We start from the raw sequence: 25,195 nt of genomic DNA on the forward strand, positions 1-25,195 counted from the left end.
TTCATGACCCGATCCGGTAGCCCGAGCCCGGGACCGTCTCCACCACCGGCGGCTCTCCCAGCTTCGCGCGCAGCTTGCTCAGCGTGACCCGTACCGCGTTCGTGCGGTAGCTGGTGTGCTCCTCCCAGACCTGCTCGATCAGGTCCTCGCCGCTGACCACCGCGCCCTCGGCCCGCAGCAGGGCCTCCAGGACGGCGAACTCCTTGCGCGACAGGTGCAGATGGCGGCCGTCGCGGCTGGCCTGGCGGCGGGCGGTGTCGAGGACGATCCCGGCCCGTTCCAGTACGGGCGGCAGCGCGGGCCGGGCACGGCGGCCGAGGGCCAGGACACGGGCGAGCAGCTCGTCGTACGCGAAGGGCTTGGCCAGGTAGTCGTCGGCGCCCAGGCCGAGGCCCTCGACCCGGTCCCGTACCGTGCCGGCCGCCGTCAGCATCAGCACCCGGGTCATCAGCCGCTGTTCGACCACGCGGCGGCAGACGTCGTCGCCGTGCATCCCGGGCAGATCCCTGTCCAGGACGAGCACGTCGTACTCCCCCAGCTGCATCTTCCGCAGTGCTTCGAGGCCGTCGGCCGCGATGTCCACGGCGAGCGCGTCGCGGCGCAGCCCCTCGGCGATCATCTCGGCGAGAAACGCCTCGTCCTCCACCACCAGTACGCGCATGCCTCCTGTGTATCCGAAAGCGACCTTTCGCCGGTGTAAACAAAACCGCAGAGAGAAACGAAACACCCCTTCGCGGCACGCTCCACGCCATGACGATTCGACGGATCACCCGGGCCGCCGCCACCACCTCCCTGGCCGCCGCCCTCACCCTGCTCGCCACCGCCTGCTCGGGCTCGGACTCGGACTCCGGTACCTCCGGGAGCGGGCAGAAGGACGGGAGCGTGAGCGACGAGGGCAAGAAGGCCGACCAGGCCTTCGAGCACCGCAAGTGCCTGCGCGAGCAGGGGCTCGACGTGCCCGAGCCGAAGCCGGGCGAGCAGGGCGTCGGGCTCACCATCGGCGGGGACGGCATGTCGAAGGAGAAGATGGAGAAGGCGTTCAAGGCCTGCCAGGACAAGGCCGGCGGCGCCGGCTTCGGCAAGGAGCCGACGCAGGCCGACAAGGACAAGGCGCTCGCATACGCGAAGTGCATGCGGGAGAACGGCTTCAACATGCCCGACCCGAAGTTCGACAGCGGGGCGCAGGCGGCCATGCCGATACCGCGGGGCGCCGAGAAGCAGAAGTTCGACAAGGCCGCCAAGGCGTGCGGGAGCGTGGCCCGATGAGCGGCCACGAGCGGCCGATGGCCCGGCGCCGGCTGCTGTGCGCCCTCGCGGCGATCGTCGCCGTCGCGGGCGGCGGCGCGGCGGTCACCGCCGTGTCCGCGCCCGACAAGGCACCCGCCGGGGCCGGTGGCACCGCCGACCCGAAGGGACTGCCGGCCGCGACCGCTCCCGTCACCCGGGGCGACCTCAGCAACAGCTCCCAGCAGGACGGCACCCTCGGCCACCTCGGCGAACGAAAGATCAACGCGGGTCCCGCCGGGGTCCTGACCTGGATCGCCGCGACCGGAGCGGTCGTCGAGCGGGACGAGCGGCTGTACGAGGTCGAGGGCGGCCCGGTCCGCCTGATGTACGGTGCCGAGCCCATGTACCGGACGCTCAAGACCGGGGACAAGGGCAAGGACGTCCGCCAGCTGGAGGAGAACCTCGCCGCCCTCGGGTACATCGGATTCGATGTCGACGAGGAGTACACGGCGAAGACGGCCGCCGCCGTGAAGCGCTGGCAGAAGTCCCACGACCTGAAGCGGACCGGCACCATCGGCCCGGACCAGATCGCCTTCGCGGGCAGTGCGGTACGGGTGAAGGAGGCGGGCGCCGCGCCCGGCGACCGGATCGCGCCGGGCGGGCCGGTGCTCACCGTGACCGGTTCCGAGCGGGTGGTGCGCTTCGAGATACCCGTGTCGGAGGCCGAGTCGGCGAAGACCGGGACCCGGGTGACGGTACGGCTGCCGGACGGTACGCAGCTTCCGGGGAAGGTGTCGGCCGTCGGGAAGACCGCGTCGGAGGGCGACGACCCGCAGGACAGGACGCCGAAGATCCCCGTCACGGTCTCCTTCGACCAGCCGGAGAAGGTCAAGGGCATCGACCAGTCCCCGGTCACCGTCGACCTCACCGGCGAGACGCGCCGGGACGTCCTGACCGTACCGGTGAACGCGCTGCTCGCCCTTCCCGGCGGCGGCTTCGGCGTCCAGGTCGTCGAGAACGGAACGACGCGGGACGTGGAGGTCGAGCTCGGCATGTTCGGGCAGGGACGGGTCGAGGTCAGCGGGGGCGGGCTGCGCGAGGGCATGAAGGTCGGGGTGCCGTCCGCATGACGACGACCTCGGCCATGACCACGAGCTCGGTCCCGACGCCAGGTGGGGCGCCGGCCCCGGGCATCACCACGACGCCTGGTGAGACTTCGACCCCGGTGGTACGGCTCCGCGGCGTCACCAAGGAGTACGCGGGCGGCGTCCGGGCCCTCGACGGCGTCGATCTCACCGTCGGGGAAGGGGAGTTGCTCGGCATCGTCGGGCCCTCCGGATCCGGCAAGTCGACGCTGCTGCACATCGTCGGCACCCTGGACCGGCCCAGCGCCGGCACCGTCGAGATCGCCGGGCACGACATCGCCTCCCTGTCGGACCGCAGGCTGTCGGCGCTGCGCGCCCGCCGCATCGGCTTCGTCTTCCAGGCCTTCCATCTGGTGCCGGGCGTGGGCGCGCTGGAGAACGTGGCCGAGGGGCTGCTGTACTCCGGGCTTCCCCGTGCCCGACGGCGGAAGATGGCCGCCGAGGCGCTGGCCCGGGTGGGCCTCGCCGACCGGATGAAGCACCGGCCGCACGAGCTGTCGGGCGGGCAGAAACAGCGTGTCGCCATCGCGCGCGCGGTGGTCGGCGAACCGGCCCTGCTGCTCGCCGACGAGCCGACGGGCGCGCTGGATTCGGCGTCCGGGGAGGCGGTGATGACGCTTCTGCACGAACTCAACGCGGAGGGCGCGACCATCGCGGTCATCACGCACGACACGGAGATCGCGGGGCGGCTGCCTCGGCAGGTGCGGATACGGGACGGGCGGGTGGTGGCCGACACGTCGCTCGCCGTCGGCGGGTCCGGGTCGCCCGGCCCGTCCGGTGACGGAAAGGTCGCGGCCTGATGTCCCGTACGAGAAAACTCACAGCCGCGCGGCTCGGTCCGCGGGACGTGCTTCACGTCGGCTCCGCCGGACTGCGGAGCCGGCCCGTGCGGGTGGTGCTCTCGGCCCTCGGCATCGCCATCGGGATCGCCACGATGATCGCGGTCGTGGGCATCTCCGCCTCCAGCCAGGCCCAGTTGCTGCGCCAGCTCGACGCGCTCGGTACGAACATGCTGGTCGCCAAGCCGGGCGAGGGGATGTTCAGCGGGCAGGAGGTCAAGCTGCCGAAGGACGCGGTGGGGATGGTCGGCAGGATCGCGGGAGTGGAGGAGGCCGCCGGGACCGGTGACCTCACGAGTTCGGTGCGCCGATCCGAGAAGATCCCCGAGGCGGAGACCGGCGGGATCGCGGTGAAGGCGGCGACGGAGGGACTTCTCGACGTCCTCAGGGGCGGGCTTTCGTCCGGCACCTGGCTGAACACCGCCACCGGCCGCTACCCGTCCGTGGTCCTCGGTCATGTCGCCGCCGAGCGGCTCGGCATCACCGAGCCGGGCCGGCAGGTCTGGATCGACGACCGGTACTTCACGGTCATCGGCATCCTCGACCCGCTGCCGCTCGCGCCCGAGATCGAGCGGTCGGCCCTGGTCGGCTGGGCGGGCGCGGAGCGGCTGCTGGGCTTCGACGGGCATCCGACGACGGTGTACGAGCGGTCCACCGACGCCTCCGTGGAGGACGTGCAGCGGCTGCTCGCTCCGACGATCGATCCGCAGAACCCGCAGAACGTGTCGGTCGGCGATCCGTCGTCGGCGCTCAAGGCCAAGGCGGCGACGGAGGGGGCGTTCTCCACGCTGCTCCTGGGGCTCGGCGGGATCGCGCTCCTGGTGGGCGGGGTCGGCGTCGCCAACACCATGATCATCTCGGTCCTCGAACGCCGCCACGAGATCGGCCTCCGCCGGTCCCTGGGCGCGACGAGGGGCCAGATCAGGATCCAGTTCGTGACGGAGTCCCTGATGCTGTCCGGCCTCGGCGGCCTGGCGGGCGTGGCGCTCGGCGGGGCGGCGACGGGGGTGTACGCGTCGACGGGCGGGCTGCCGTGGGTCGTACCGCCGTGGGCGGTGGGCGGCGGCTTCGCGGCGACGCTCGCCATCGGCACGGTGGCGGGGCTGTACCCGGCGGTCAGGGCGTCACGGTTGTCGCCGACGCTGGCGTTGGCGGCGGCGTAGGAACGCCGACGCTCCGCCGTACGGCTCTCGGTGCGCCCCCGGCCGCCCGGCTCACCCCCGGGCGGCCGGGGGCGTCCGAGTTCGCCTCGGGTCCCCACCGAAAACGCGGTGCACGGGGCGCCGGCCCGCTGTGATACTCGTCCGATGATCAGCATGTCTGCCGCCGTCCTCGACTCGCTGCACGGGCTCGCCTTCGGTGACGCCTTCGGTGACCGGTGGTTCGGCATCCTGCGCCGGGAGGGCCCAGGGGCCCTGGAGTCACGGACGCCGCCGCCGGAGTCGCTGTGGCAGTGGAGTGACGACACCGCCCAGGCGCTCGTTCTCGTCCGGGAACTCGCCGAGGGTGGCGGCAGCGTCGACCAGGACCGTCTGGCTCTGGGTCTCGCGGCGGCCTACGCCGACGACACGCACCGGGGGTACGGCGCCTCGATGCACGACGTCCTCCGTCGGATCGGAGCGGGCGAGCCCTGGCGCGAGGTGGTCGCCGGGCAGTTCGGCGGTCAGGGCTCCTGGGGTAACGGCGCGGCCATGCGCGTCGCCCCGCTCGGCGCCTGGCACGCCGCCGACCTCGACGCGGTCGCCGAGCAGGCGGCACGCCAGAGCATGGTCTCGCACCATCATCCGGAGGCGGTCGCGGGTGCGGTGGCGGTCGCGGTCGCCGCCGCGCTGGCGACGCGCAGCCGGGGCGGACCCGCCCCTGCGCGGCCGGAGTTCCTCCGGGCGGTCGCCGCACGCCTCCCCGACGGCGACGTCCGGTCGGGTGTGCGGATCGCGGCCCGGATGCCGGAGCGCACCTCGGTCCGGCACGCCGCGGAGGTCCTGGGTTCCGGCTACCGGATGTCCGGGCCCGACACCGTTCCCTACGCCCTGTGGTGTGCGGCGGGGCACCTCGACGACCTGCACGAGGGCCTGTGGTTCACGGTCGCCGGTCGCGGTGACATCGACACCACCTGCGCGATGGTGGGCGGGGTGATCGCCGCCCGGACGGGGGTCGCCGGCCTTCCCGCTGCCTGGCACGCGGCCCGTGAACCGCTGCCGCACCTGCCACCGGTCGTCCCTGAGCGGTGAATCCCGGCCGGCCGGGATCGAACCCCCGGCCGGCCGGGCACGCGAGGTGGCCACGGCCTATGTCGCCATGTACATCGCCGCTGCCCCGCACCAGGCGGCCAACGTCCGCCGGCTCGGTTTCGGCGACGAGGACCTCGTGGGCGGCCCGAGCCGGTGGCTGGTGGACGCGATCGTCGCGTACGGCGACACGGACGCCGCCGTACGACGCGTACAAGAGCACCTCGACGCCGGGGCCGACCACGTCTGCCTGCAGGTCCTGACGGCCGACCCGACCGTTTTACCGGAGCGCGAACGGCGCGAGCTCGCCCCGGCGCTGGTGTCCGGATGACGGGCCGTCACTCCACCGTCCCCCACCACGTCCCGCCCCGTGCCGCATCCGCCGCCGGGTCGCCGGCGGCGCCGTCGGCGAGGGCGAGTCGGGAGACGATGCGGTAGCGGTCGCCCCGGTAGAGGGAGCGGACGTACTCGACCGGCCTGCCGTTCGTGTCGGAGGTGATCCGGTCGAAGAGGAGCGCGGGCGACAGGACCGGCACGCCGAGCAGGGCCGCCTCCTCCTCGCTCAGCACGGTCGGCTCGATCGACTGGACCGCGTGGGCCGGACGGATGCCGCGCCGCTCCCGCAGGTGGGCGTAGAAGCCGCCTTCCATGTCGGCGGCGGTGAGCCCGGGGACCAGGTCGGCCGGGACGTGGAGGTGTTCCAGGGCGATCGGGGCTCCGTCGACGTGCCGCAGGCGCGTCACGTGGACGAGTTCCGCCGCCGGGGAGATCGCCAGTCTGCGGCCGATACGGGCACCGGCCCGTACGGTGCGGAGGGCGAGCACCGTGCTCGTCCAGTCGCCGCGGCTGCGGGGCGCGCCGGCCGCCCGGTGTTCGGCGACCAGTTCCTGCGTGATCTTGTCCGGTGCGACGAACATGCCGCGGCCGTGTTCGCGTACCAGCAGGCCCGTGGCGACGAGTTCGTCGACCGCCGCCCGCAGGGTGGGCCGGGAGACGCCGAGGGTGGCGCAGAGGGTGCGCTCGGACGGGATGGCGTCGCCGGGGCGGCGGCTCTCGATCACGGTCAGCAGATGCTCCCGTACGCGCTCCCGCTTCAGCTCCATGCCGTCCCCTCCCCCGCGCGCCGTTCCGCTGCCGGTCAGTATGCATCCCCCTCCGTGGAGGAGGTCACGAGGCCGTCGCGGGTGAAGTCGAGGCGGGAGACGATGCGGTAGCGGTCGCCCCGGTAGACCGAGTGGACGTACTCGACGGGGCGGCCCGCGGTGTCCAGGGTGAGGCGTTCGATCAGCAGGGCGGGCGAGAGGACGGGGACGTCCAGGAGCGCGGCCTCGTCCTCGCTGACGACGGTCGGTTCGATCGACTGGGTGGCCTCCTGGACGTGGACTCGGTGGTGCTCCCGCAGGTGGTCGTAGAGATCGCCCGCTTCGAGCTCCTCCGGGGTGAGCGCGGCGCCCACCAGGTCCGCCGGGATGTGCAGGTGCTCGATGGCCATGGGTGAGCCGTCGACCAGGCGGAGGCGGGCGACGTAGAGCAGTTCGGCGGCGGGCGAGAGCCGGAGTCTGCGGCCGATGCGGGCGCCGGCCCGGACCGTGGCGGATTCCAGGACCGTGCTGGACCAGCTGCCCGAGGCGCGGGGGACGGTGAAGGCCGCGTCGTCCGGGGCGAGCCGCTGGGTGATCTTGGCGGGGGCGACGAACATCCCGCGGCCGTGTTCCCTCACCAGCGCGCCGGTCGCGACGAGTTCGTCGACGGCCGCGCGCAAGGTGGGCCGGGAGACGCCGAGGGTGGCGCACAGGGTGCGCTCGGAGGGGATCGGGTCGCCGGGGCCGCCCGCCTCGATCAGGCCCAGCAGGTGCTCCCGTACCCGCTCCCGCTTCAGCACCCCGCTGGAGGAGCCGTCCTTCATGCCATCCACCCTCACCCTGACTGGTCAACTGGTAAGTCCGATACTAGCCGCAGCGATTGAGCCATGACCCGGTGAACAACCCATGTTTTTCAAGGGATTGACGACTCCCTCCGGGCGTGCCACCTTCTGGTCACACACCTGACCACTTGACCAATTGGTCAACCATTCATCGAGGTGCCCGTGAAGACTCGTCCCCTCGCCGGCTCCGTCGCCCTCGCGGCAGCCGTCGCCCTCACCGCCACGGCCTGTGGCGGGTCGGGCGACCCGGCGGCCTCCGGCGGACCGGAGAAGGTCACCGTATGGATCATGAAGGACAGCGTCACCGACGCCTTCCTCGACCGCTTCCGCGCCGGCTTCGAGGCGGAGCACGAGGACATCGACCTGGACATCCAGATCCAGGAGTGGGACGGCATCGGGGAGAAGGTGACGGCCGCCCTCGCCAGCAAGGACGCCCCGGACGTCATCGAGGTCGGCAACACCCAGATCGCGCAGTACGCGGCGAGCGGCGGCGTCCGCGACCTCAGCGACAAGACCGCCGAGCTGAACGGCGCGGACTGGCTGCCGGGGCTCGCCGAGCCCGGGAAGGTCGACGGCAAGCAGTACGGCATCCCCTGGTACGCCGCCAACCGGGTCGTGATCTACCACAAGGACCTCTTCGCCCGCGCGGGCGTGACCACACCCCCGAAGACGCAGGCCGAGTGGCTCACCGTCACCGCGAAGCTCAACCGGGGCAGAACCCAGGGCATCTACCTGCCCGGCCAGAACTGGTACGCCCTGTCCGGCTTCGTCTGGGAGGAGGGAGGCGACCTCGCGGTCAAGGACGGGGCCTCGTGGAAGGGGGCGCTCGACACCCCGCAGGCGCGCTCCGGCATGGACTTCTACCGGCAGCTCCAGGCCCTCGGCAAGGGTCCCAAGGACTCCGACGAGGCCAAGCCCCCGCAGGCCGAGGTCTTCGCCAAGGGCGAGACCGCCCAGATCATCGCCGTACCGGGCGGCGCGAAGATCGTCGAGGAGATCAACCCCGCGCTCAAGGGCAAGCTCGGCTTCTTCCCGATCCCCGGCAAGACCGCGGGGAAGCCGGGCGCCGTCTTCACCGGCGGCTCCGACCTCATCGTGCCCGAGACCTCGACCCACCCCGAGGGGGCCTACGAGGTGGTCAAGGCGCTCGCCGGCGAGAAGTGGCAGACGGACATGGCCAGAACGATGAGTTACGTGCCCAACCGCACCTCGCTCGCACGGGTGATCCAGGACGACGAGGGGACGGCCGCGATGGCGGCGGGCGCCGCCCAGGGCCGGGCGACGCCGAACTCCCCGCAGTGGGCGGCCGTCGAGGCCACCAACCCGATCAAGCAGTACATGACCGCCGTGCTCACCGGCACCGATCCCGCACAGGCGGCCGCGACCGCCTCGCAGAGCATCACCAAGACCCTCGGCTCGTGAGCGGCCCCGCCGTACGGCTCCCCGACCGGTCGAACCGGGCGGCCTTCTGGCCCTACCTCCTGGTCGCCCCCACCGTCCTCGGCGGTCTGCTCCTCCTCGGATATCCCTTCGTCCGCAATCTGCTCATCTCCTTCCAGCAGTACGGCATGGGCGAACTCATCCGTGGCGACGCCTCGTTCGTGGGGTTCGACAACTACCGGACCGTGCTCGCCGACCCCGAGTTCTGGGAGGTCGTCCGGCGCACCTTCTGGTGGACCCTGATCAACGTCGTGCTGATCATGGTGATCGGGACGCTGGTCGCCCTGATGATGCAGCGGCTCGGCCGGCGGATGCGGATCCTGGTGACGACCGGTCTGGTCCTCGCGTGGGCCAGCCCGGTCATCGCCACCACGACCGTCTTCCAGTGGCTCTTCGCCTCCCGGCTCGGAGTGGTCAACTGGGTCCTCGTCCGGCTGGGGTTCGAGTCCTTCGAGGGGTACTCGTGGCTGGCGGACGGGCCCGCCGCGTTCACCGTCCTGGTCCTGCTGGTGGTCTGGCAGTCGGTGCCCTTCGCCGCGATCACGCTGCACTCGGCGCTGCTGACCGTCCCCGCCGAGCTGTACGAGTCGGCCCGGCTCGACGGCGCGGGTGGCCTGCGGATCTTCCGCTCGGTCACGCTTCCGCTGCTGCGCCCGATCTTCGGTCTCGTCCTCTGTCTGGAGGTCATCTGGGTCTTCCGCTGCTTCGCGCAGATCTGGGCCGTGACCAAGGGCGGGCCGGGCGAGGCGACGACCACCCTGCCCGTGTACGCCTACCGGGTGGCCCAGTCGCTGCACCGCTACGACCTCGGGGCGGCCGTCTCCACGCTCACGGTCCTTCTCCTCGTCGCCGTACTGATCGCCTACTTCCGCCAGATGCTCCGACAGGAGGCCGACCGGTGACCCCGCGCGCCCTGCGCCGACTCCCCCTCAACACCGCGGCGGCGCTCGTCTTCGTCCTGGCCGTGTTCCCGGTGTACTGGATGGTCCTCACGGCATTCCGGCCGACCCGCGACATCCAGTCCGAGACCCCGCGGTTCCTGCCCGTCTCCGTCACCCTGGAGCACTTCCGGAACGCGGTGGCCGCCGACGGGTTCTGGATCTTCTGGCGCAACAGCCTGCTGGTGACCGCGGGTTGCGTCGTGCTCGCCCTCGTGGTGGCGCTGGCCGCCGCGTTCGCCGTCGCCCGGATGAACTGGCGCGGCCGACGGGGCTTCATCCTGATGGTCTTCATCGCCCAGGTGGCGCCCTGGGAAGCGTTGTTGATCCCGATGTACGTGATCGCCCGGGACGCCGACCTGCTCGACCGGCTCGCGACCCTCAGTCTCATCTACTTCATGGTCACCCTGCCCTTCACCATCGTGACCCTCCGCTCCTTCCTGGCGGCGGTCCCGGCCGAGCTGGAGGAGGCCGCACAGGTCGACGGGTGCACCCGCACCGCCGCGTTCCGCCGGGTGACGCTCCCGCTGCTGGCCCCCGGACTGCTCGCGACCTCGCTCTTCGGGTTCATCACCGCGTGGAACGAGTTCGCCTTCGCCAACATGCTCATCATCAAGAACCAGGACGACCGCACCCTGCCCGTCTGGCTGTCGTCCTTCTCCAATGTCTTCGGCACCGACTGGGGCGCCACCATGGCCGCCTCCACCCTCTTCGCCCTGCCCGTCCTCGTCCTCTTCCTGGTCCTGCAGGGCCGGGTCGCCGCCGGAATGACCGGCGGAGCCGTGAAGGGATAACGCACCGCGATGCCCCAGCCCCGACTCGTTCCCGAACCCACCCACCTCCACCTCCTGCCCGGCACGTTCACCTTCGACGACTCGACCGCGCTCAAGGTCTCACCCGGCGCCGAAGGCGCCGCCGGACTGCTGCGCACCCTGCTCGGACCGGCCACCGGTCTGCCGCTGCCCGCGCGGGCCGACGGCTCCGTCGTCCTCGCGCTCGACCGCGCCCTCACCGGCCTCGGCGAGGAGGGATACGGCCTCACCATCGGCACCGAAGGGGTGCTGCTGCGGGCCGCCCGCCCGCAGGGGCTCCTCGCCGGCCTCCAGACCCTCCGCCAGCTGCTGCCCGTCGAGGCCCTCCGCGCCGAACCCGTCACCGGCGTCGCGTGGTCCGTGCCCTGCGCGCAGATCACCGACACCCCCCGCTTCCCCTGGCGCGGCTCCATGCTCGACGTCGCCCGCCGCTTCCGCCCCGTCTCCTACCTCCGGCGGTACGTCGACCTCCTCGCCCTCCACAAGCTCAACGTCCTCCACCTCCATCTCACCGACGACCAGGGCTGGCGCATGCCGGTCGCCGCGCTGCCCCGGCTCACCGAGGTCGGCGGGCTGCCGCACGGCGGTGCCTACACGCGGACCGAACTCACCGGCCTGGTGGCGTACGCGGCGGAGCGCGGCGTCACCGTCGTTCCCGAGATCGAGATGCCGGGGCATGTCCGGGCCGCGCTCGCCGCCTACCCCGAGCTCGGCAACCATCCGGGCCGTACCTATGACGTCTGGGACCGGTGGGGCGTGTGCGACACGATCCTCGGCGTCCACGACGGCGCCCTCGACTTCTGCCGCACCGTCCTGGACGAGGTGATGGACGTCTTCCCCTCCTCGTACGTGCACATCGGCGGTGAGGAGTGCCCCACGACCGAGTGGCACGACTCGCCCGCCGCGCGGCGGAGGGCCGCCGAGGAGGGGCTGCCGGGACCCTCGGCCCTGCACGGCTGGTTCATGGAACGGATCGGACGGCACCTCCTCGACGCGGGACGGCAGCCGCTCAGCTGGACGGAGAACGGCGCCGACCTCCCGCCGTACTTCACCGTCATGCCCTGGCGCGACGCCGACCACGGCCGTACGGCCGTCCGCCGCGGGCACCGGGTCGTCATGGCGCCGCACCGCACGACGTACCTCGACTACCCCCAGTCGGCCGGCCCCGCCGAACCGCCGGGCCAGGCCGGCGAGGTCGTCGACCTGCGCGCCGTGCACGGCAACGAACCCGCTCCGGCGGACTGGAGCCCGGAGGAGGCCGCCCGGGTCCTCGGCTCCCAGGTGCAGCTGTGGACCGAGTACGTGCCCACCACCGCGCACGCCGAGTACCTCACGTTTCCGCGGCTCTGCGCACTCGCCGAGGTCGTCTGGACCGGCCGCCACGACTGGCCGGGCTTCCAGGAGCGCCTTCGCCACCACCGGACCCGGCTCGACACCCTCGGGGTGCCACGCCGCCTGCCCCCCACGCCCACGCCCCTCGTCACCACCGCCCCATGACCCCGCCCGTAACGGAAGCACCCCACCCGAGGAGAGGAAACACCATGAACGACCCCACAAGGAGCAGGAGCCTGCGGATCCGTGCCGCGCTCGCCGTCGCCGCGGTGACCGGGCTCGGTGCCACCGCCCTCACCGCCCTGCCGGCGGCGGCCGCCGGTGAGGCGGTCACCGTCCAGTACCGGCAGAGCTCGACCGGCGGCGACCAGGTCGAACCCTGGCTCAAGGTGGTCAACACCGGCGCGTCGAGCGTGCCGCTGAGCCAGGTCAAGGTGCGCTACTACTTCAAGGCCGACGCGGGAGCCTCGTACACCTACGCCTGCTCCTGGGCGGTGAAGGGCTGCGCCAACCTCACCGGCACCTTCGGCACGCTGGCCCATCCCACCGCGACCGCCGACCGCTACCTGGAGATCGGCTTCACCGCCGGCGCCGGTTCCCTCGCGCCCGGCGCGGACACCGGCGACATGCAGCTGCGCTTCCACCGCTCCAACTGGCAGTCGCTGAACCAGAGCGACGACTACTCCTTCGGGCCGGCCCAGACGACGTACGCCAACTGGTCCAAGGTCACGGCGACCGTGGGCGGCGTGCCGGTCTGGGGGACCGCCCCGGCGGGCAACGAACCCACCCCGACGCCGACCGACCCCACCACCCCTCCGACCGACCCGCCCACCGGGGCCGCGCTCTTCGACGACTTCGACTACACCGGCCACACGGACCCGGCGATCAACGCCCACGGCTGGAGTGTCCGCTCCAACTCCGGCGGGCCCGGGGTGCCCGGTGCCACCTGGGCGCCCGAGAACGTCACCTTCGCCAAGGAGGGCACGAACTCGATCATGAACCTGCGGAGCTCGACCGCCGGGACGGGTGAGTCCACCCGGCACACCGAGATCCTCACGCGGGCCTCGAAGTTCAAGAACGGCACGTACGCGGCCCGGGTGCGCTTCTCCGACGCTCCGGTGTCGGGTCCGGACGGCGACCGTGTCGTGCAGACCTTCTTCACCATCAACGACCTCAAGGCGCCGATGGCCGACGACTACGCCGAGTACGACTTCGAGTACCTCCCCAACGGCGGCTGGGGCGAGCCCGCCAACATCCTCTACACCACGTCGTGGGAGACCTACCGGCCCGACCCGTGGGAGGCCGTCAACCAGCACTCCGAGGTCCGCGCGAGCTACGCCGGCTGGCACGACCTGGTGCTGACCATCGACGACAACACGATCGTCTACTACGTCGACGGCCAGGAATTCGGCCGGCACGACGCCCGGTACCTCCCCGAGCGGCCGATGTCGATCAACTTCAACCAGTGGCTGATCGACCTCGCCGGCCAGACCTCGACGACACCGCGCTCCTACGACCAGAAGGTCGACTACGTCCTGCACGTCAAGGACCAGATCCTGAGTCCGGCCCAGGTGGCCGCGAAGGTCGGGGCGTACCGCACGGCGGGCACGGCCTTCCAGGACACGGTGCCGGCCGCGCAGTAGGCCGACCCGGTGGGCCGTCGTCCTGCGGGACGGCGGCCCGCCGCGTGCCGGACGGAGCGGCCCGGGGGATCCTGGGGATATGGGTGGCACTCCCGGGGCGCGGCGGCCGAAGGCCCGGCTCCCGCCCGTGTACGCGGCGGCCGTACGGCGGTCGGTGCGCGTCACGCTCGCCGGCACCGCCGGTTTCTACCTCTTCCTGTACGGCTTCGACTCGGCCGTCGCCGCCACGTACGCGCTCTTCGCCGCCGTCGCGATGGCGGGCCTTTCGCACATCCCCGGCACCGGACGGCAGCGCGCCGCGACGCTGGTGCCCGTGGTGCCCGCCTGCTGGGCACTCATCACGATCGGCACCTACCTGTCCGTACGGACGTGGAGTGCGGTCCTCGGCATGCTGGTCGTCGGGTTCGTGCTGGCCTTCACGGCCGTGGGAGGGCCGCGGCCGGCCGGCGCCGCTCCGGGGCTGCAACTGATGTACATCCTGCCGTCCTTCCCGCCCTACGCCCCCGGGTCGCTCGGCGAACGGCTGGTGGGAGCGACGGTCGGCCTGGCCCTGCTGATCCTCGCCGAGGCGTTCCTGCTGCCCGATCGCACGCCGGGCGTCCCCTACCGCGAACTGGCCGCCCGGGCCGCCGACCACGCGGGGCGCTGCGCCGGCGAGCTGGCCTCCGCTCCGTACACGCTCGGCGAGACCGCGCTGCGAACCGCCCGGGAGGTGAGCGGCGGACTCCGGTCCTCACGGGTGCCGGAGGCGGAACGGCCCGCGGGTCCGGGCGTCAGGGCCCGGGCGCTGGCTCATACCGGTCTGGCCGCCCGCACCCTGCTGGGGCGGCTGACGACGATTCCGCCGCTCTCCGGCGACCCTGCGGGCATGGGGCCCGGGGTGCTGCGCGCGGTGCGGGCCGCGTGTCTGGAGACCGCCTCCCTGCTGCGCGGCCGGGAGAGCTCCGGAGACGCCCGCTCCCGGCTCCAGGAGGCCCGTCGGGCCGTGGCCGCGGGCGCCGAGCCGGGTGCCACGCCCGCCGCGCTGCGCCGCCACGCGGCCGTCCTCGAGGTGGCCGACGCCGCGCTGGCGCTGTCCACGGCGGCGGAGATCGCCGTCCGGGGCAGGGATGCCCCGGCGGCGGCACCGGGGCGGTTCTGGTACGCGCGGATGCGGGCGCCCCAGCTGTGGTGGCGGCGTCTTTCGGGGCATGCGGGGCAGCGGTCGGTGTTCTTCCAGAACGCGGTGCGCATCGCGCTGGCGCTCGCGGCGGCGCGGACGATCGCGGGCCTCGACACGCTGCCGCACGGATTCTGGATGCTCCTCGCCACGCTCACCCTGACCCGTACGACGGCGCGGGAGACGAGGAGCACGGTGCGGATGGCGCTCACCGGAACCCTCGTGGGGGCGCTCGTCGTGGCCGCGCTGCTCGCCCTGGTCGGGACGGACACGACGGTGTACGCCGCCGCGCTGCCCCCGCTGATGCTGGTGGCCTTCACGCTCGGGCCGGTGAAGGGAGTGGGGTGGGCCCAGGCGATGTTCACGATGGTCATCGCCCTGGTCTTCGCCCAGCTGGCCCCCGCGACCTGGCGGCTCGCCGAGTTCCGGCTCCTCGACGTGCTCGCGGGCAGCGCGGTCGGCGCCGTGTTCGGGCTGCTCGCCTGGCCCCGGGGCGCCCACGACGAGTTGCGGCGGTCGGTGGCGACGATGCTCCGCAGCGCGGCGGAGACCGTGGTGGCCACGACCTCGCAGCTCGCGGCCGGCGGGGCGCGTGCCCCGGTGGCCGTCCCGCCGGGCCATCGGTCGCTGCAGCACGCCCTGATCATGGCGGAATCGGCGTACGCGCAGTACCGGAGCGAGCCGAAGGAGCTGGACGCGCCGGACGACCGCCAGGACTGGCAGGCCGCCCTGATGTCCGGCCATCACACCCTGTGGGGCGCGGGCCGGCTGCTCGTACCGCCCGAGGCGACCGTCGTCCCGCCGCTGTCCCCGGAGCCGGCCGAGGCGGTCACCCGGATCGGCGACCGGGTGGCGGCGGGCATGCTGCTGGTCTCCGCCCGACTGGACCCCGGCGGCGACACGCCCGGCACACCGGTCGCCGTCGGCGCACGTGCCTTCGCCGACTTCGACGCCGAGCCGCCGGGGGCTCCTCGGCCGTACTACGCGGCCGCGGAGTGGCTGGATTCACTGATGACGGACGTGGAGCGGATCACGGGCGACCACAAGTGAGGTGCGCCACATAAGGATTGGCTGGTCAGGGGCGGATCGCACCGGTCCTGGAGGACGACAGCGGGGCGTTAGTACGGCGGCAGCGGGACGTGAGTGGCGCACGGGAACCTGGGAGGTACCACCGTGGCCGGCGCGCCGGCCACGGACAGCACCACCACAGCAGACCAGCAATCAGAAGACCACGGGGAGCTCACCATGCGGCCGCGCACTGGCGGTCGAGGCGAGTGAGAAAGAGCAGGTAGCGGAAGTGCTCACCAAGCGGGTGACGGTGACCGTCCACGCATCCGATCCACTCAGTCGGGCCGGGCTCATCAGCCACCTGAGGCACCAGCCGACCGTCGACGTCGTTCCTGACCAGGACGAGGTGTGCCGGGACGCCCCGGCGGTCGCGGTGATGCTCGCGGAGCGGATCGACGATCCCACCACGGCCGAACTGCGGCGCCTGCTGCGCGGAAGGGACCAGCGTGTCGTGCTCGTCGCGCGCGAGCTGCGCGAGCCCGACCTGCTGGCCGTCGTCGAGTACGGGGTACGGGCCATCATCTGGCGTCATCAGGCCACCGAGCAACGGCTGTTGAGCGCCGTGCACAGCGCGGCGCGCGGTGAGGGCGAGCTCCCGCCGGACCTCGTCAGCCGGCTGCTGAACCAGGTGGGGCGCCTGCAGCGGGCGACGACGGCGGGCGCGGCCACCGGAGGGGCGGCGCCGCTCTTCGGGATGGCGCCGCGCGAGGTGGACGTCCTCAGGCTGCTCGCCGAGGGGCTCGACACCCGGCAGATCAGCGAGAAACTCGCCTATTCCGAACGGACCGTCAAGAACATTCTGCACGCGCTGATGACACGCCTGCAGCTCACCAACCGGGCGCATGCCGTCGCGTACGCGCTCCGCGAAGGCTACATCTGATGCTCCATGAGATCGACGAGGCACTGCGCCGACTGCTCACGCCCGCCGTCGAGGGCGATGTCGCCTTCGACGCGCCGACCCGTGAGTGGGCGGCCCGCCGCAACGCCCCGACCCTGAACGCCTATCTGTACGACATCCGGGAGGACGTGGCCCGGCGGGAGCGCGGCGCCCAGGCCGAGTGGGACGCCCAGGGCGTCGTGACGCGCAAGCGCCTACCGCCGCGCTGGTTCCGGCTCTCGTACCTGGTGACCGCCTGGACCTCCCGGCCCGAGGACGAGCACCGGCTGCTGTCGGGGGCGATGGCGCTGCTGCTTCCGCACGAGGTGCTGCCCGAGGACGCGGTGCCCGAGTCGGTGCGCTCGATCACCACCTCGCTGCCGATCTCCGTCGCGGTCCCGCCCGCCGAGTCGCGCTCGCTCGCCGACATCTGGTCCGCGCTCGGCGGTGAGCTCAAGCCCTCGCTCGACGTCGTGATCACCACGCCGTTCCCGGTGACCCCGGTGTACGAGGTGGCTCCGCCGGTCACCGAGGGGGAGATCGTCGTACGCGGTGTCGCCGGGGTGCCTGCCGCGTCCAGGCCCCGGATGATACGGCGTCAGGGCGCGGCCAAGGTGACCCCGCAGGCCCGGACACGCAAGGTGACCGGGGAGCCCGAGGAGGCCGAGGAGCGCTTGGCGGCGCTTGAGGCATTGGAGGCCCTGGAAGCCCTGGAGAACGGCAGTGGTGCCTGCGGCTCGCAGGACGGGGCCGGGGAATGAGCGCCCCCCGGACCGTACCCGGCTCCGGCTCCCCGCTGCTCGACCGGCTCGCCGTCCTGCGGGCGCGGGTCGGCGCGTTCGTCGACGCACGGAGTGCCGGCGACCCCACGGCCGGTGATCCGCTGCGCGGGCTGTACCTCTCCGAGGGGGCCGTACGCCGGATCGCCGCGGGTCCGGTCGGCCACGAGGCGCACGAGACGCACGGGATGCACGAGGCACACGAAGTCGATCTCCCGTTGCCGGACCTCCGCGGGGGCGATCGGCTCTGCGCGCTCGCGCGGGCCTTCGGGCTGTCCCCGCTCGACGCCCACATCCTGCTGGTGGCGCTCGCGCCCGATGTGGACCGGGGCTTCGAGGCGCTGTACGGGTACCTCAACGACGATGTCGGGCGGCGCCGCGCCACGATCGGGCTCACCCTGGACCTCGCGGGTACCGGCCCCTTCGACCCTGTCGCACGTGACCGCTTCCATCCGGGCGCGCCGCTTCGCTCCGGAGGCCTGCTCGACGTCGAGGACGAGGACCGGCCGCTCCCCGGGCGGGCGCTGCGCGTTCCCGAGCGGGTGGTGGCGCACCTGCTGGGTGCCGACGCCCGGATGGATTCCCTCCTGTCGGGTGTCGGCGTGGAGTTGCTGATGCCGTCCCCCGCCGGTGCGGAGTCGGACGTCGTGACCACGCCGCTGGGTGCGCGGGTCGCCGCCGCAGGGCCGGTCACCGTACATCTGCGGGAGCGGGTGCCGGGGGCCGCCACCGACGCGGTCGTGGCGGCACTCCTCGGGGCCGGACGGCCGGTCCTGCGGTACCGGCCGGAGTGCGTCGACGCCGTGGTGGCGCGGGCGGTGCTGCGCGAGGCACGGCTGCGCGGAGCCGCCGTGGTCGTCGAGCCGCTGCCTCAACGGCCGGGGCCGCTGGTGCGTGCGCTCGCCTCGTCCGGTACGACGGTGGTCCTCGCCGGTGCCGACGCGCCGGACCCCGGCTGGGCACCGGACGCGGAGCTGCTGGCCCTCGAAGCGCCGGGCGGAGCGCTCGGCACCGCCGATCTGTGGCAGTGTGAACTCGGTCCGCTGGAGGGCGACTTCGATGTGGCCGAGGCCACGGCGGCGTACCGTCTCAGCCGCGATCAGATCCGCCGGGCGGCCCGTACGGCGCGGGCGCTCGCCGCCTTCGAGGGCACCGCGCCGACCCTGGCGCAGGTGCAGCACAGTGCCCGGCTGCTCTCCGCGCCTCTGCTCGACAGCCATGCCCGCCGGATCCGGCCGGCGGTCGGTTTCGCCGATCTCGTCCTGCCCGAGGAGCCCCTGGGCCTGCTGCACGAGCTGACCGCGCGGGCCCGCCACCGGGACCGGGTGCTCGGCGAGTGGCGGCTGCGCACCGGTGGCGGGCGCGGGCGCGGTGTCGTGGCGCTGTTCGCCGGGGAGTCGGGCACCGGAAAGACGCTCGGCGCCGAGGTGGTGGCGGGTGAACTGGGCCTGGATCTCTATGTGGTGGACCTCTCGTCGGTGGTCGACAAGTACGTCGGCGAGACCGAGAAGAACCTGGAGCGGATCTTCGTCGAAGTGGACCGCACGGACTGTGTGCTGCTCTTCGACGAGGCGGACGCGGTGTTCGGCAAGCGGTCGGAGGTGAAGAGCTCGCACGACCGGTACGCGAACCTGGAGAGCGCGTATCTGCTGCAGCGTCTTGAGGCGTTCGACGGGATCGCGGTGCTCACCACGAATCTCCGGGCTAACATCGACGACGCGTTCACGCGCCGGCTCGATGTGGTCGTGGACTTTCCGTTCCCCGACGCCGAACAGCGCGTCTCGCTCTGGCACTCCTGCCTGGCGGGCACCCCGAGGGCGGAGGACGTGGCGGAGGAGATCGCGCGCTGCGCCAAGGAGTTCGAGCTGGCCGGCGGCGCGATCCGGTCGGCCGCGGTGACGGCCGGATACCTTGCGGCGGCCCGTGGCTCGGCGGTCACGGGCGAGGACGTACGGGCGGGGGCGCGGCGCGAGTACCGGAAGGCGGGGCGACTGGTCCTGGAGGGGCGGGCGCCCTGGGCTCCGTAGCGGGGCGGGCGCCGGGTGCCGTGGGCGAGGAGAGGGGGCCACCCGTGTGGGTGGCCCCCTCTCCTCGCCCGTCGGCTTACGTGCCGGTCGGCTCACATGACGCTACCGCCGACCATCTTGCGGATCGTGTTCCAGTCGGCCGTACCGGTCGGGGGCAGGCCTACGGCCGCCTGGTACTCGCGTATGTGGTCGGCGACGCTGCTGTTGTACCGGGCGAGCGTCTCCTTGTCCGAGCGCAGGTAGTCGATGCCTGCCTGTGCGTACCAGCGCGCCTTTTCGAGGTCCTTGGTGTCGGATTCGCGGTTGTACGCCCACCAGAAGGCCGCCATCAGCTGGGTGGTCTGCATGGTGTTGGCGCCGCTCTTCACCGAGTCGGGTGTGATGCGCTGGGCCCACAGGGAGGTGAGGGTCGCCCGGCCGAGCTCGCCCACCTCGTCCGTGTCGAAGATCGCGGCGGAGTTCCTGCCGTTCTCGCGTCCGTCGTCGACGACGGCGTTCTGGTAGCAGGCGAGGGAGGCGCGGGTCCGTGTGTCGATCACGCCCGGGGTCCAACCCGGCTTGAGCGTGCAGGGGTTGCTTCCCCCCAGGCTCGCGAGGCGTTCCTGGGCGAATTCGACGACGAGGTCCTTCGGGTAGCCGAGGCGCCACGGCGGCAGGGTGGGCTGCTGGGCCGGCGGGGGCGGCGGCGGCTGGTCCCCGCCACCGCCACCGTCACCGGGGTCCTGACCGCCCTCGGTCGGGTCGGCACCACCGCCGCCTCCACCACCGTCGCCACCGCCGGGTGCGCCGCCCTCGGTCGGTCCCTCGCCACCGGGGCCGCCGCCCCCGCCGTCCCCGCCGCCCGGCCCCCCGTCCGTCAGGGGCGGCAGGGCACCGGGCGACTTCCCGCCGGGGGTGGGGCCTCCGGTCGCACCGGGCGGAGGCGGGGCTTCGGGGAGCGCGTCGCCGGTGCCCTGCGGCGCGGGCCGGGGCGCGTTCGTCGCCCGGAGATCCTTCGCCGCGCTGACCACCTTCGGAGAGAAGGAGAACCAGAGCACGACGAACGCGATCACGGCCGTCAGCAGGAGTCCGCCCGCCACGACGAGCCAGTTCCCGAAGACGGGGCGCTGGTCGAAGGTGGCGTCGAGGTCGAGGGCGGTGTCGTCGCCGGCCCGTCGGACGGCGACGGTGAAGCGGTGCGATTCCTCGGCGCCGGTCCATCGCACGGCCTGGGGCCGCACCACGAGTTCACCGAAGGCGGCGCGGCCGGGGGCGATCTGCACGGCGTTCGGCCGTACGTCGAAGGTGAGCCGGTTCGCCTCGTCGCGCGCCACGAGGGAGGCGGTCAGCGGGGTGTTGCCGAGGTTGTCCACGGCTATCCGGGCCCGCCCGCGGAAGCGGCCGAGCAGAGCGGGCGGCAGCAGTTCGGCGCGCGTCTCGGTGAAGGGCGTGATGGTCAGCCGGCCCTCCACGACGTCGCGGGCGCCCGAGTTCTCCCGGGGGTCGACACGGATGCCGTACGCGAGAGGCCCGGCCTCCACGTCCGAGGAGCGGGGCGGGGCGAAGGAGATCTCGGCGGTCCCCTCGCTGCCCGGGTAGAGGCGGAGCACGTCCGGCTCTACCCGGGACCAGCCCGAGGGTTTGCCGACGAGGGAGAGGCGGTATTCCTCGACGGTGTCGCCGGTGTTCCGCACCCGCAGTCGGGCGCCGGCCCGTGCTCCGGGCTCGACGGTCACCTCGGCCGGGTCCAGAGAGGTCCACATGGTCATGGGCGAACGTTAAGGGAGCGGGTGGGGTGCCCGGCTGCCCGAAAGTCCCTGCCCGGGGGCAGCGTAGCGTGCCCCGGCAGCCCGTCGGCCGCGGCGCGGGTCCTGCGGTGGCCGGGATGCGGGTGCCGCGGTGGCCGGGGCCGGGTTCCCGGGCGTACGAGACCCGGGTCGGGCGTCGGGTGCGCGATGTACGCGAGGGCAACGGGCGCTGCCCTCATGAGCGCCCCTTCTCCCCTGCTCTGCCCGGAGCGGTTCGACGAGAGTCGGACATCGCAGAGCCACCGCATTCCGCAGAACCACGCTCTCCGAGGAGAACCCGCACCATGCCCACGTACCTGTCCCCCGGCGTCTACGTCGAGGAAGTCGCCAGCGGCTCCCGTCCCATCGAGGGCCTCGGAACCTCTGTCGCCGCGTTCGTCGGGCTCGCGCCCGTCGGACCGCTCAACGAGCCCGTGCTCGTCACCAACTGGTCCCAGTACGTGGCGTCGTTCGGTGACTTCACGGACGGGTACTACCTCGCCCACTCCGTGTACGGGTTCTTCAACAACGGCGGCACCGCCGCATACGTCGTGCGCGTCGGCGGTGGCGACGCGCAGGGCGCCACGCGGGCCGTCGGATCGGCCGCCGCCACGGCCGCCGCGCCGCAGCTCGTGGCCGGTGAGGCCGTCGCGCTCGGCACCTTCAAGGTCGCCGCGATCACGGCCGGCTCCGAGGCCGGCGGTGCGCTGACCGTCGAGGTGCAGGACGTCGAGGGCGAGGCCGAACGCTTCAAGCTGGTCGTCAAGGACGGCGAGAAGGTCGTCGAGAGCTTCGACGCCTCCGCCAAGAAGAGCGCCCGCAACTATGTGGTCGCGCAGGTCAAGCAGCGTTCCAAGACGATCGTCCTGGAGGAGGCCGCGGCCGCGGGGCAGCTCGCCAGGCCCGACGCGCAGGCCGTGACCCTCGCCCCGCCCGCGCGGATACCGGGGCAGGTCGACGCGGGCGCCGATGTCGCCGCCGCCCTGGAGTCCGGGCAGTTCATCGGCGACTCCGCCGACCGCACCGGCTTCGGCGGCCTGGAGGCGTACGACGAGATCAACATGGTCGCCGTGCCCGACCTGATGGCCGCCTACCAGCAGGGGCTCATCGACCTGGAGCAGGTCAAGGCCGTCCAGATCGGTCTCATCGCGCACTGCGAGCTGATGGGCGACCGGATGGCGATCCTCGACCCGCCGCCGTCGCTCAACGCCCGCGACATCCGCAAGTGGCGCCAGGAGATCGCCGGTTACGACTCGCCGTACGCGGCCCTCTACTACCCGTGGATCAAGGCCTTCGACCCGGCGAGCGGCCAGACGCGGGTGGTTCCGCCGTCCGGCCACATGGCCGGCGTGTGGGCGCGCAACGACGCCGAGCGCGGTGTCCACAAGGCCCCCGCCAACGAGATCGTGCGCGGTGCGGTCGACCTGGAACTCCAGATCACGCGCGGTGAGCAGGACCTGCTCAACCCGATCGGCGTCAACTGCATCCGCGCCTTCCCCGGCCGCGGCATCCGGGTGTGGGGCGCGCGGACGCTGGCCTCCGACCCGGCCTGGCGCTACCTGAACGTGCGCCGCTACTTCAACTACCTCGAGGAGTCCATCCTCGTCGGGACGCAGTGGGTCGTCTTCGAGCCCAACGACCCGTCGCTGTGGGCCCGCATCCGCCGCAACATCTCGGCCTTCCTCGTCAACGAGTGGCGCCAGGGCGCGCTCTTCGGCCAGCGCGCCGAGGACGCCTTCTACGTGAAGTGCGACGCGGAGACCAACCCGCCGGAGTCCGTCGACCTCGGCCGTGTGGTCTGTGAGATCGGCATCGCCCCGGTGAAGCCCGCCGAGTTCGTGGTCTTCCGGCTCGCGCAGATCCAGGGCGGCGGGGGCGAGCTGGAGGAGTAGTCCTCCCCCCTTCTCCCCCTTCTCCCCTCCACGCCCGCCGTGCCGCTCGACGCCCCGGCCTTCCGATCTGGGTCCGTGCGCCTGCCGCGCGCGGATCCCCCTCGAACAGGAGTGAACCCCCATGTCCCTCGACACCGGTGACGCCCTCACCACCCACAATTTCGGCCTGCAGATCGACGGCGTCATGGTCGAGACCCTGCAGGAGATCAGCGGTCTCTCGATGGAGCAGGACGTCATCGAGTTCCAGCAGGTATCGGCGGACGGCAAGCCGATCATCAAGAAGCTCCCCGGCGTGAAGAAGGCCGGTGAGTGCACGGTGACCCGTGGTGCCACCCAGTCCGCCGCCTTCACCGAGTGGATCACGTCCTCCATCGCCGGCGACATGGGCGCGGCCCGCAAGGACGCGTCCATCATCTTCCTGGACTACCAGCTCACCGAGGTCAAGCGGTACAACCTGCGCAACGCCTGGTGCACCAAGGTGGAGTTGAGCGCGACGAAGGCCGGCGACGCCGCGGCCCTGACCGAGCAGGTCACCATCACCTTCGAAGAGCTGACGCTCGGCTGATGCGACGCGAGGGATCGGCGGGCACCCAGCAGGGCCGCCAACAGGAGCCGCTCCGGACGGAGTTCGAGTTCGAGCTGCCGCGCGGGTTCGTCGACGAGTCGGGCACCGTGCACCGCAGCGGGGCGATGCGGCTGGCCACGGCCCGGGACGAGCTGCTCCCGCTGCGCGACATCCGGGTCCGCGAGAACCCGGCGTACCTGTCCGTGGTGCTGCTCGGCCGGGTCATCACCCGGCTCGGCACGCTCCCGTCGGTCCACGACGGGACGGTGGAGAACATGTTCGCCTCCGACCTGGCGTTCCTCCAGGACTTCTACCGGCAGATCAACGCGGAGGGCCACACCAGGGCCGCCGTCGCGTGCCCGCACTGCGAGGAGTCCTTCGAGGTGGAGCTGGCCGGGAGCCGCCTGGGGGAATCGTGACGTACGCGGCCGACCGGATCGAGGAGGAGACCGCGTACCTCGCCTTCCATTTCCACTGGGGCATGGACGACATCCTCGATCTGGAACACGCGGACCGGCGGAGGTACGTGGCCCAGGTGGCGTCGCTGGTGGAGCGGTCTCAGGCGTAACGGCGGGACAGGGAAAGGAGGTTGGAGGGGACTGTGGGAATGTTCGAGAAGTGGCGGGCGGCGCGGACGCGGAACGCTCGGGGCGTGGAATCCGGTATACGTGAGGAGAGCGCCGCGTACGTCGCGCCCGCGGCCTCGGGGGATGCGTGGCGGGCGTTGCCGCCCGTGCAGCGGGTCCTGGCCTCGGGTCCGCGGACCGTCGCGGAGTACGGTTTCTCCGCGTCGCTCGCGACCCACTGGAACCCCTCCTTCCAGAGCGACCTGGGCCACGGGGCGGTGCCGGACGCACCGGGCGGCGTCATGCTCGACGCGGTACGGGCTGTGCCTGCGCCTGTGGCACGGGAGTCCGCGGCGCACTCCGAGGGGGCGGAGCTGCCGGGGCTGCGGTTGCCGGTGGCGGGTACGGGGTCGGCGACGGCTTCGGGGGCGGGGACGGCTTCGGCTGTTCAGCGTGCGCCCGCGACACCGCCGGTCGATCGGCCCGCGCCGACGCCTCGTCCCGTACGGGAGGAGGCTGCGGCCGCTCCGGTACGGGGTGGCGGCACGGCACGCGAGGCCGGGAACGCGCCTCGCTCGCCGCATACCGCCGTCCAGCGTGCCGCCGTGGCCCGCAGTGGGACGGATGACCGGGTTGTTCCGGCGTCCACGCCCCAGGTCGGTGCGGCCGGTATCACGCAACCGTCCGCCGGTTCCGCGCGGCCAAGCCCCGTACGGCCCACGCCCGTTCGGCGCTCGCCGCTGGTCTCCGCTCGGCCCGCTCAGCCGCCGCGGCAGCTGGCTCCGGCCGGTGCCGCCCGCCCCGGGGGCGTGGCCGGGCCCGGCACGGCGTCCGTCCAGCGGGCGGCCGCCCCTGCCCGTACGCCGGAGAACGGGGCGCCTTCCACGGATGCGCCCGTCACCGCCGCACCGGAGCCTTCGGCTGCCGGTCGGCCCCAGAACGTCCCGGGTCCCGCTTCCCCCGGCGGG

At 72.7% G+C, this 25,195-nt stretch carries 22 protein-coding genes and 1 pseudogene; 19 read left to right on the forward strand and 4 right to left on the reverse strand.

The features are described 5' to 3' along the window. Position 1: 1 nt before the first annotated feature. Positions 2-661 carry a response regulator transcription factor gene (locus N5875_RS00430; protein ID WP_318212488.1) on the reverse strand — a complete coding sequence of 220 codons (660 nt, stop codon included), beginning with the start codon at positions 659-661 and terminating at the stop codon, positions 2-4. An 89-nt stretch (positions 662-750) separates the two neighbouring features. On the opposite strand from N5875_RS00430, the gene N5875_RS00435 reads away from it, so the two are divergent. The 6 genes and pseudogenes from N5875_RS00435 to N5875_RS00460 all read left to right on the forward strand — a co-directional run. Then, positions 751-1,266: a hypothetical protein gene (locus N5875_RS00435; protein ID WP_338491035.1), complete on the forward strand. Its 516-nt coding sequence runs from the start codon at positions 751-753 to the stop codon at positions 1,264-1,266. Further along, positions 1,263-2,357 (forward strand): peptidoglycan-binding protein, encoded by a 1,095-nt coding sequence (locus N5875_RS00440; RefSeq protein ID WP_338491037.1) that lies wholly within the window; start codon positions 1,263-1,265, stop codon positions 2,355-2,357. Before N5875_RS00435 ends, N5875_RS00440 begins: the two co-directional genes overlap by 4 nt. Beyond that, entirely contained in the window at positions 2,354-3,172 is an 819-nt protein-coding gene (locus tag N5875_RS00445) for an ABC transporter ATP-binding protein (RefSeq protein ID WP_338491039.1), read from the forward strand. The genes N5875_RS00440 and N5875_RS00445 overlap by 4 nt, the downstream gene beginning before the upstream one ends. Further along, complete coding sequence (locus tag N5875_RS00450; protein WP_318212492.1) at positions 3,172-4,374, forward strand: ABC transporter permease; 1,203 nt, start codon at positions 3,172-3,174, stop codon at positions 4,372-4,374. Before N5875_RS00445 ends, N5875_RS00450 begins: the two co-directional genes overlap by 1 nt. A gap of 144 nt (positions 4,375-4,518) precedes the next feature. Next, positions 4,519-5,442, forward strand: a complete 924-nt coding sequence (locus tag N5875_RS00455; RefSeq protein WP_318212493.1) for an ADP-ribosylglycohydrolase family protein — start codon at positions 4,519-4,521, stop codon at positions 5,440-5,442. A 34-nt stretch (positions 5,443-5,476) separates the two neighbouring features. Next, positions 5,477-5,770 (forward strand): annotated as a pseudogene (locus N5875_RS00460) (LLM class F420-dependent oxidoreductase); the annotation flags it as partial. Between the two features lie 7 nt (positions 5,771-5,777). Here N5875_RS00460 and N5875_RS00465 read toward each other — a convergent pair. Together N5875_RS00465 and N5875_RS00470 are read right to left on the reverse strand one after the other, a co-directional pair. Further along, positions 5,778-6,542, reverse strand: coding sequence for a GntR family transcriptional regulator (locus tag N5875_RS00465; protein ID WP_318212495.1), 765 nt, complete (start codon positions 6,540-6,542; stop codon positions 5,778-5,780). A 35-nt stretch (positions 6,543-6,577) separates the two neighbouring features. Beyond that, positions 6,578-7,345 (reverse strand): GntR family transcriptional regulator, encoded by a 768-nt coding sequence (locus N5875_RS00470; protein WP_055598643.1) that lies wholly within the window; start codon positions 7,343-7,345, stop codon positions 6,578-6,580. Positions 7,346-7,525: 180 nt separating this feature from the next. Here N5875_RS00470 and N5875_RS00475 point away from each other — a divergent pair, with 180 nt between their 5' ends. The 9 genes from N5875_RS00475 (at position 7,526) to N5875_RS00515 (ending at position 19,438) form a co-directional block, all read left to right on the forward strand. Continuing rightward, positions 7,526-8,785: an extracellular solute-binding protein gene (locus tag N5875_RS00475; protein WP_338491043.1), complete on the forward strand. Its 1,260-nt coding sequence runs from the start codon at positions 7,526-7,528 to the stop codon at positions 8,783-8,785. Beyond that, the gene (locus N5875_RS00480; protein WP_338491046.1) at positions 8,782-9,705 is read left to right on the forward strand and encodes a sugar ABC transporter permease; all 924 of its coding nucleotides are present in this window, start codon (positions 8,782-8,784) and stop codon (positions 9,703-9,705) included. Before N5875_RS00475 ends, N5875_RS00480 begins: the two co-directional genes overlap by 4 nt. Then, complete coding sequence (locus N5875_RS00485; protein WP_318212498.1) at positions 9,702-10,535, forward strand: carbohydrate ABC transporter permease; 834 nt, start codon at positions 9,702-9,704, stop codon at positions 10,533-10,535. Before N5875_RS00480 ends, N5875_RS00485 begins: the two co-directional genes overlap by 4 nt. Positions 10,536-10,544: 9 nt before the next feature. Next, positions 10,545-12,050 carry a beta-N-acetylhexosaminidase gene (locus N5875_RS00490; protein WP_318212499.1) on the forward strand — a complete coding sequence of 502 codons (1,506 nt, stop codon included), beginning with the start codon at positions 10,545-10,547 and terminating at the stop codon, positions 12,048-12,050. Positions 12,051-12,094: 44 nt separating this feature from the next. Next, entirely contained in the window at positions 12,095-13,528 is a 1,434-nt protein-coding gene (locus tag N5875_RS00495) for a cellulose binding domain-containing protein (protein ID WP_338491048.1), read from the forward strand. A gap of 79 nt (positions 13,529-13,607) precedes the next feature. Next, positions 13,608-15,737, forward strand: a complete 2,130-nt coding sequence (locus tag N5875_RS00500; RefSeq protein WP_338491050.1) for an FUSC family protein — start codon at positions 13,608-13,610, stop codon at positions 15,735-15,737. 247 nt (positions 15,738-15,984) lie between these two features. After that, positions 15,985-16,635, forward strand: coding sequence for a response regulator transcription factor (locus N5875_RS00505; RefSeq protein ID WP_318212502.1), 651 nt, complete (start codon positions 15,985-15,987; stop codon positions 16,633-16,635). Continuing rightward, on the forward strand, positions 16,635-17,393 hold the full coding sequence (locus tag N5875_RS00510; RefSeq protein WP_338491052.1) for a DUF4255 domain-containing protein: 759 nt from the start codon (positions 16,635-16,637) through the stop codon (positions 17,391-17,393). The genes N5875_RS00505 and N5875_RS00510 overlap by 1 nt, the downstream gene beginning before the upstream one ends. Beyond that, positions 17,390-19,438, forward strand: a complete 2,049-nt coding sequence (locus tag N5875_RS00515; RefSeq protein WP_338491054.1) for an ATP-binding protein — start codon at positions 17,390-17,392, stop codon at positions 19,436-19,438. The genes N5875_RS00510 and N5875_RS00515 overlap by 4 nt, the downstream gene beginning before the upstream one ends. 92 nt (positions 19,439-19,530) lie before the next feature. On the opposite strand, the gene N5875_RS00520 is transcribed toward N5875_RS00515, so the two are convergent. Beyond that, positions 19,531-21,186, reverse strand: coding sequence for a hydrolase (locus tag N5875_RS00520; protein ID WP_338491055.1), 1,656 nt, complete (start codon positions 21,184-21,186; stop codon positions 19,531-19,533). A gap of 323 nt (positions 21,187-21,509) precedes the next feature. Between N5875_RS00520 and N5875_RS00525 the strand changes: the two genes are divergently transcribed. The 4 genes from N5875_RS00525 to N5875_RS00540 all read left to right on the forward strand — a co-directional run bounded on the left by N5875_RS00525 (position 21,510) and on the right by N5875_RS00540 (position 24,229). Continuing rightward, positions 21,510-23,096 carry a phage tail sheath subtilisin-like domain-containing protein gene (locus N5875_RS00525; protein ID WP_318212506.1) on the forward strand — a complete coding sequence of 529 codons (1,587 nt, stop codon included), beginning with the start codon at positions 21,510-21,512 and terminating at the stop codon, positions 23,094-23,096. A 121-nt stretch (positions 23,097-23,217) separates the two neighbouring features. Then, the gene (locus N5875_RS00530; protein WP_055604137.1) at positions 23,218-23,661 is read left to right on the forward strand and encodes a phage tail protein; all 444 of its coding nucleotides are present in this window, start codon (positions 23,218-23,220) and stop codon (positions 23,659-23,661) included. Next, on the forward strand, positions 23,661-24,080 hold the full coding sequence (locus N5875_RS00535) for a hypothetical protein (RefSeq protein WP_318212507.1): 420 nt from the start codon (positions 23,661-23,663) through the stop codon (positions 24,078-24,080). The genes N5875_RS00530 and N5875_RS00535 overlap by 1 nt, the downstream gene beginning before the upstream one ends. After that, positions 24,077-24,229 (forward strand): DUF6760 family protein, encoded by a 153-nt coding sequence (locus tag N5875_RS00540; RefSeq protein ID WP_167346856.1) that lies wholly within the window; start codon positions 24,077-24,079, stop codon positions 24,227-24,229. The genes N5875_RS00535 and N5875_RS00540 overlap by 4 nt, the downstream gene beginning before the upstream one ends. The last annotated feature ends 966 nt before the right edge of the window (positions 24,230-25,195 follow it).

It is taken from the genome of Streptomyces sp. SJL17-4, assembly GCF_036826855.1.
Classification (GTDB): Bacteria; Actinomycetota; Actinomycetes; order Streptomycetales; family Streptomycetaceae; genus Streptomyces.

What these genes read in the sequence shown, in the direction of transcription:
- N5875_RS00430 (WP_318212488.1), bottom strand. Translation starts at nt 661, where the DNA reads ATGCGCGTACTGGTGGTGGAGGACGAGGCGTTTCTCGCCGAGATGATC.
- N5875_RS00435 (WP_338491035.1), top strand. Translation starts at nt 751, where the DNA reads ATGACGATTCGACGGATCACCCGGGCCGCCGCCACCACCTCCCTGGCC.
- N5875_RS00440 (WP_338491037.1), top strand. Translation starts at nt 1,263, where the DNA reads ATGAGCGGCCACGAGCGGCCGATGGCCCGGCGCCGGCTGCTGTGCGCC.
- N5875_RS00445 (WP_338491039.1), top strand. Translation starts at nt 2,354, where the DNA reads ATGACGACGACCTCGGCCATGACCACGAGCTCGGTCCCGACGCCAGGT.
- N5875_RS00450 (WP_318212492.1), top strand. Translation starts at nt 3,172, where the DNA reads ATGTCCCGTACGAGAAAACTCACAGCCGCGCGGCTCGGTCCGCGGGAC.
- N5875_RS00455 (WP_318212493.1), top strand. Translation starts at nt 4,519, where the DNA reads ATGATCAGCATGTCTGCCGCCGTCCTCGACTCGCTGCACGGGCTCGCC.
- N5875_RS00465 (WP_318212495.1), bottom strand. Translation starts at nt 6,542, where the DNA reads ATGGAGCTGAAGCGGGAGCGCGTACGGGAGCATCTGCTGACCGTGATC.
- N5875_RS00470 (WP_055598643.1), bottom strand. Translation starts at nt 7,345, where the DNA reads ATGAAGGACGGCTCCTCCAGCGGGGTGCTGAAGCGGGAGCGGGTACGG.
- N5875_RS00490 (WP_318212499.1), top strand. Translation starts at nt 10,545, where the DNA reads ATGCCCCAGCCCCGACTCGTTCCCGAACCCACCCACCTCCACCTCCTG.
- N5875_RS00495 (WP_338491048.1), top strand. Translation starts at nt 12,095, where the DNA reads ATGAACGACCCCACAAGGAGCAGGAGCCTGCGGATCCGTGCCGCGCTC.
- N5875_RS00500 (WP_338491050.1), top strand. Translation starts at nt 13,608, where the DNA reads ATGGGTGGCACTCCCGGGGCGCGGCGGCCGAAGGCCCGGCTCCCGCCC.
- N5875_RS00510 (WP_338491052.1), top strand. Translation starts at nt 16,635, where the DNA reads ATGCTCCATGAGATCGACGAGGCACTGCGCCGACTGCTCACGCCCGCC.
- N5875_RS00515 (WP_338491054.1), top strand. Translation starts at nt 17,390, where the DNA reads ATGAGCGCCCCCCGGACCGTACCCGGCTCCGGCTCCCCGCTGCTCGAC.
- N5875_RS00520 (WP_338491055.1), bottom strand. Translation starts at nt 21,186, where the DNA reads ATGACCATGTGGACCTCTCTGGACCCGGCCGAGGTGACCGTCGAGCCC.
- N5875_RS00525 (WP_318212506.1), top strand. Translation starts at nt 21,510, where the DNA reads ATGCCCACGTACCTGTCCCCCGGCGTCTACGTCGAGGAAGTCGCCAGC.
- N5875_RS00530 (WP_055604137.1), top strand. Translation starts at nt 23,218, where the DNA reads ATGTCCCTCGACACCGGTGACGCCCTCACCACCCACAATTTCGGCCTG.
- N5875_RS00535 (WP_318212507.1), top strand. Translation starts at nt 23,661, where the DNA reads ATGCGACGCGAGGGATCGGCGGGCACCCAGCAGGGCCGCCAACAGGAG.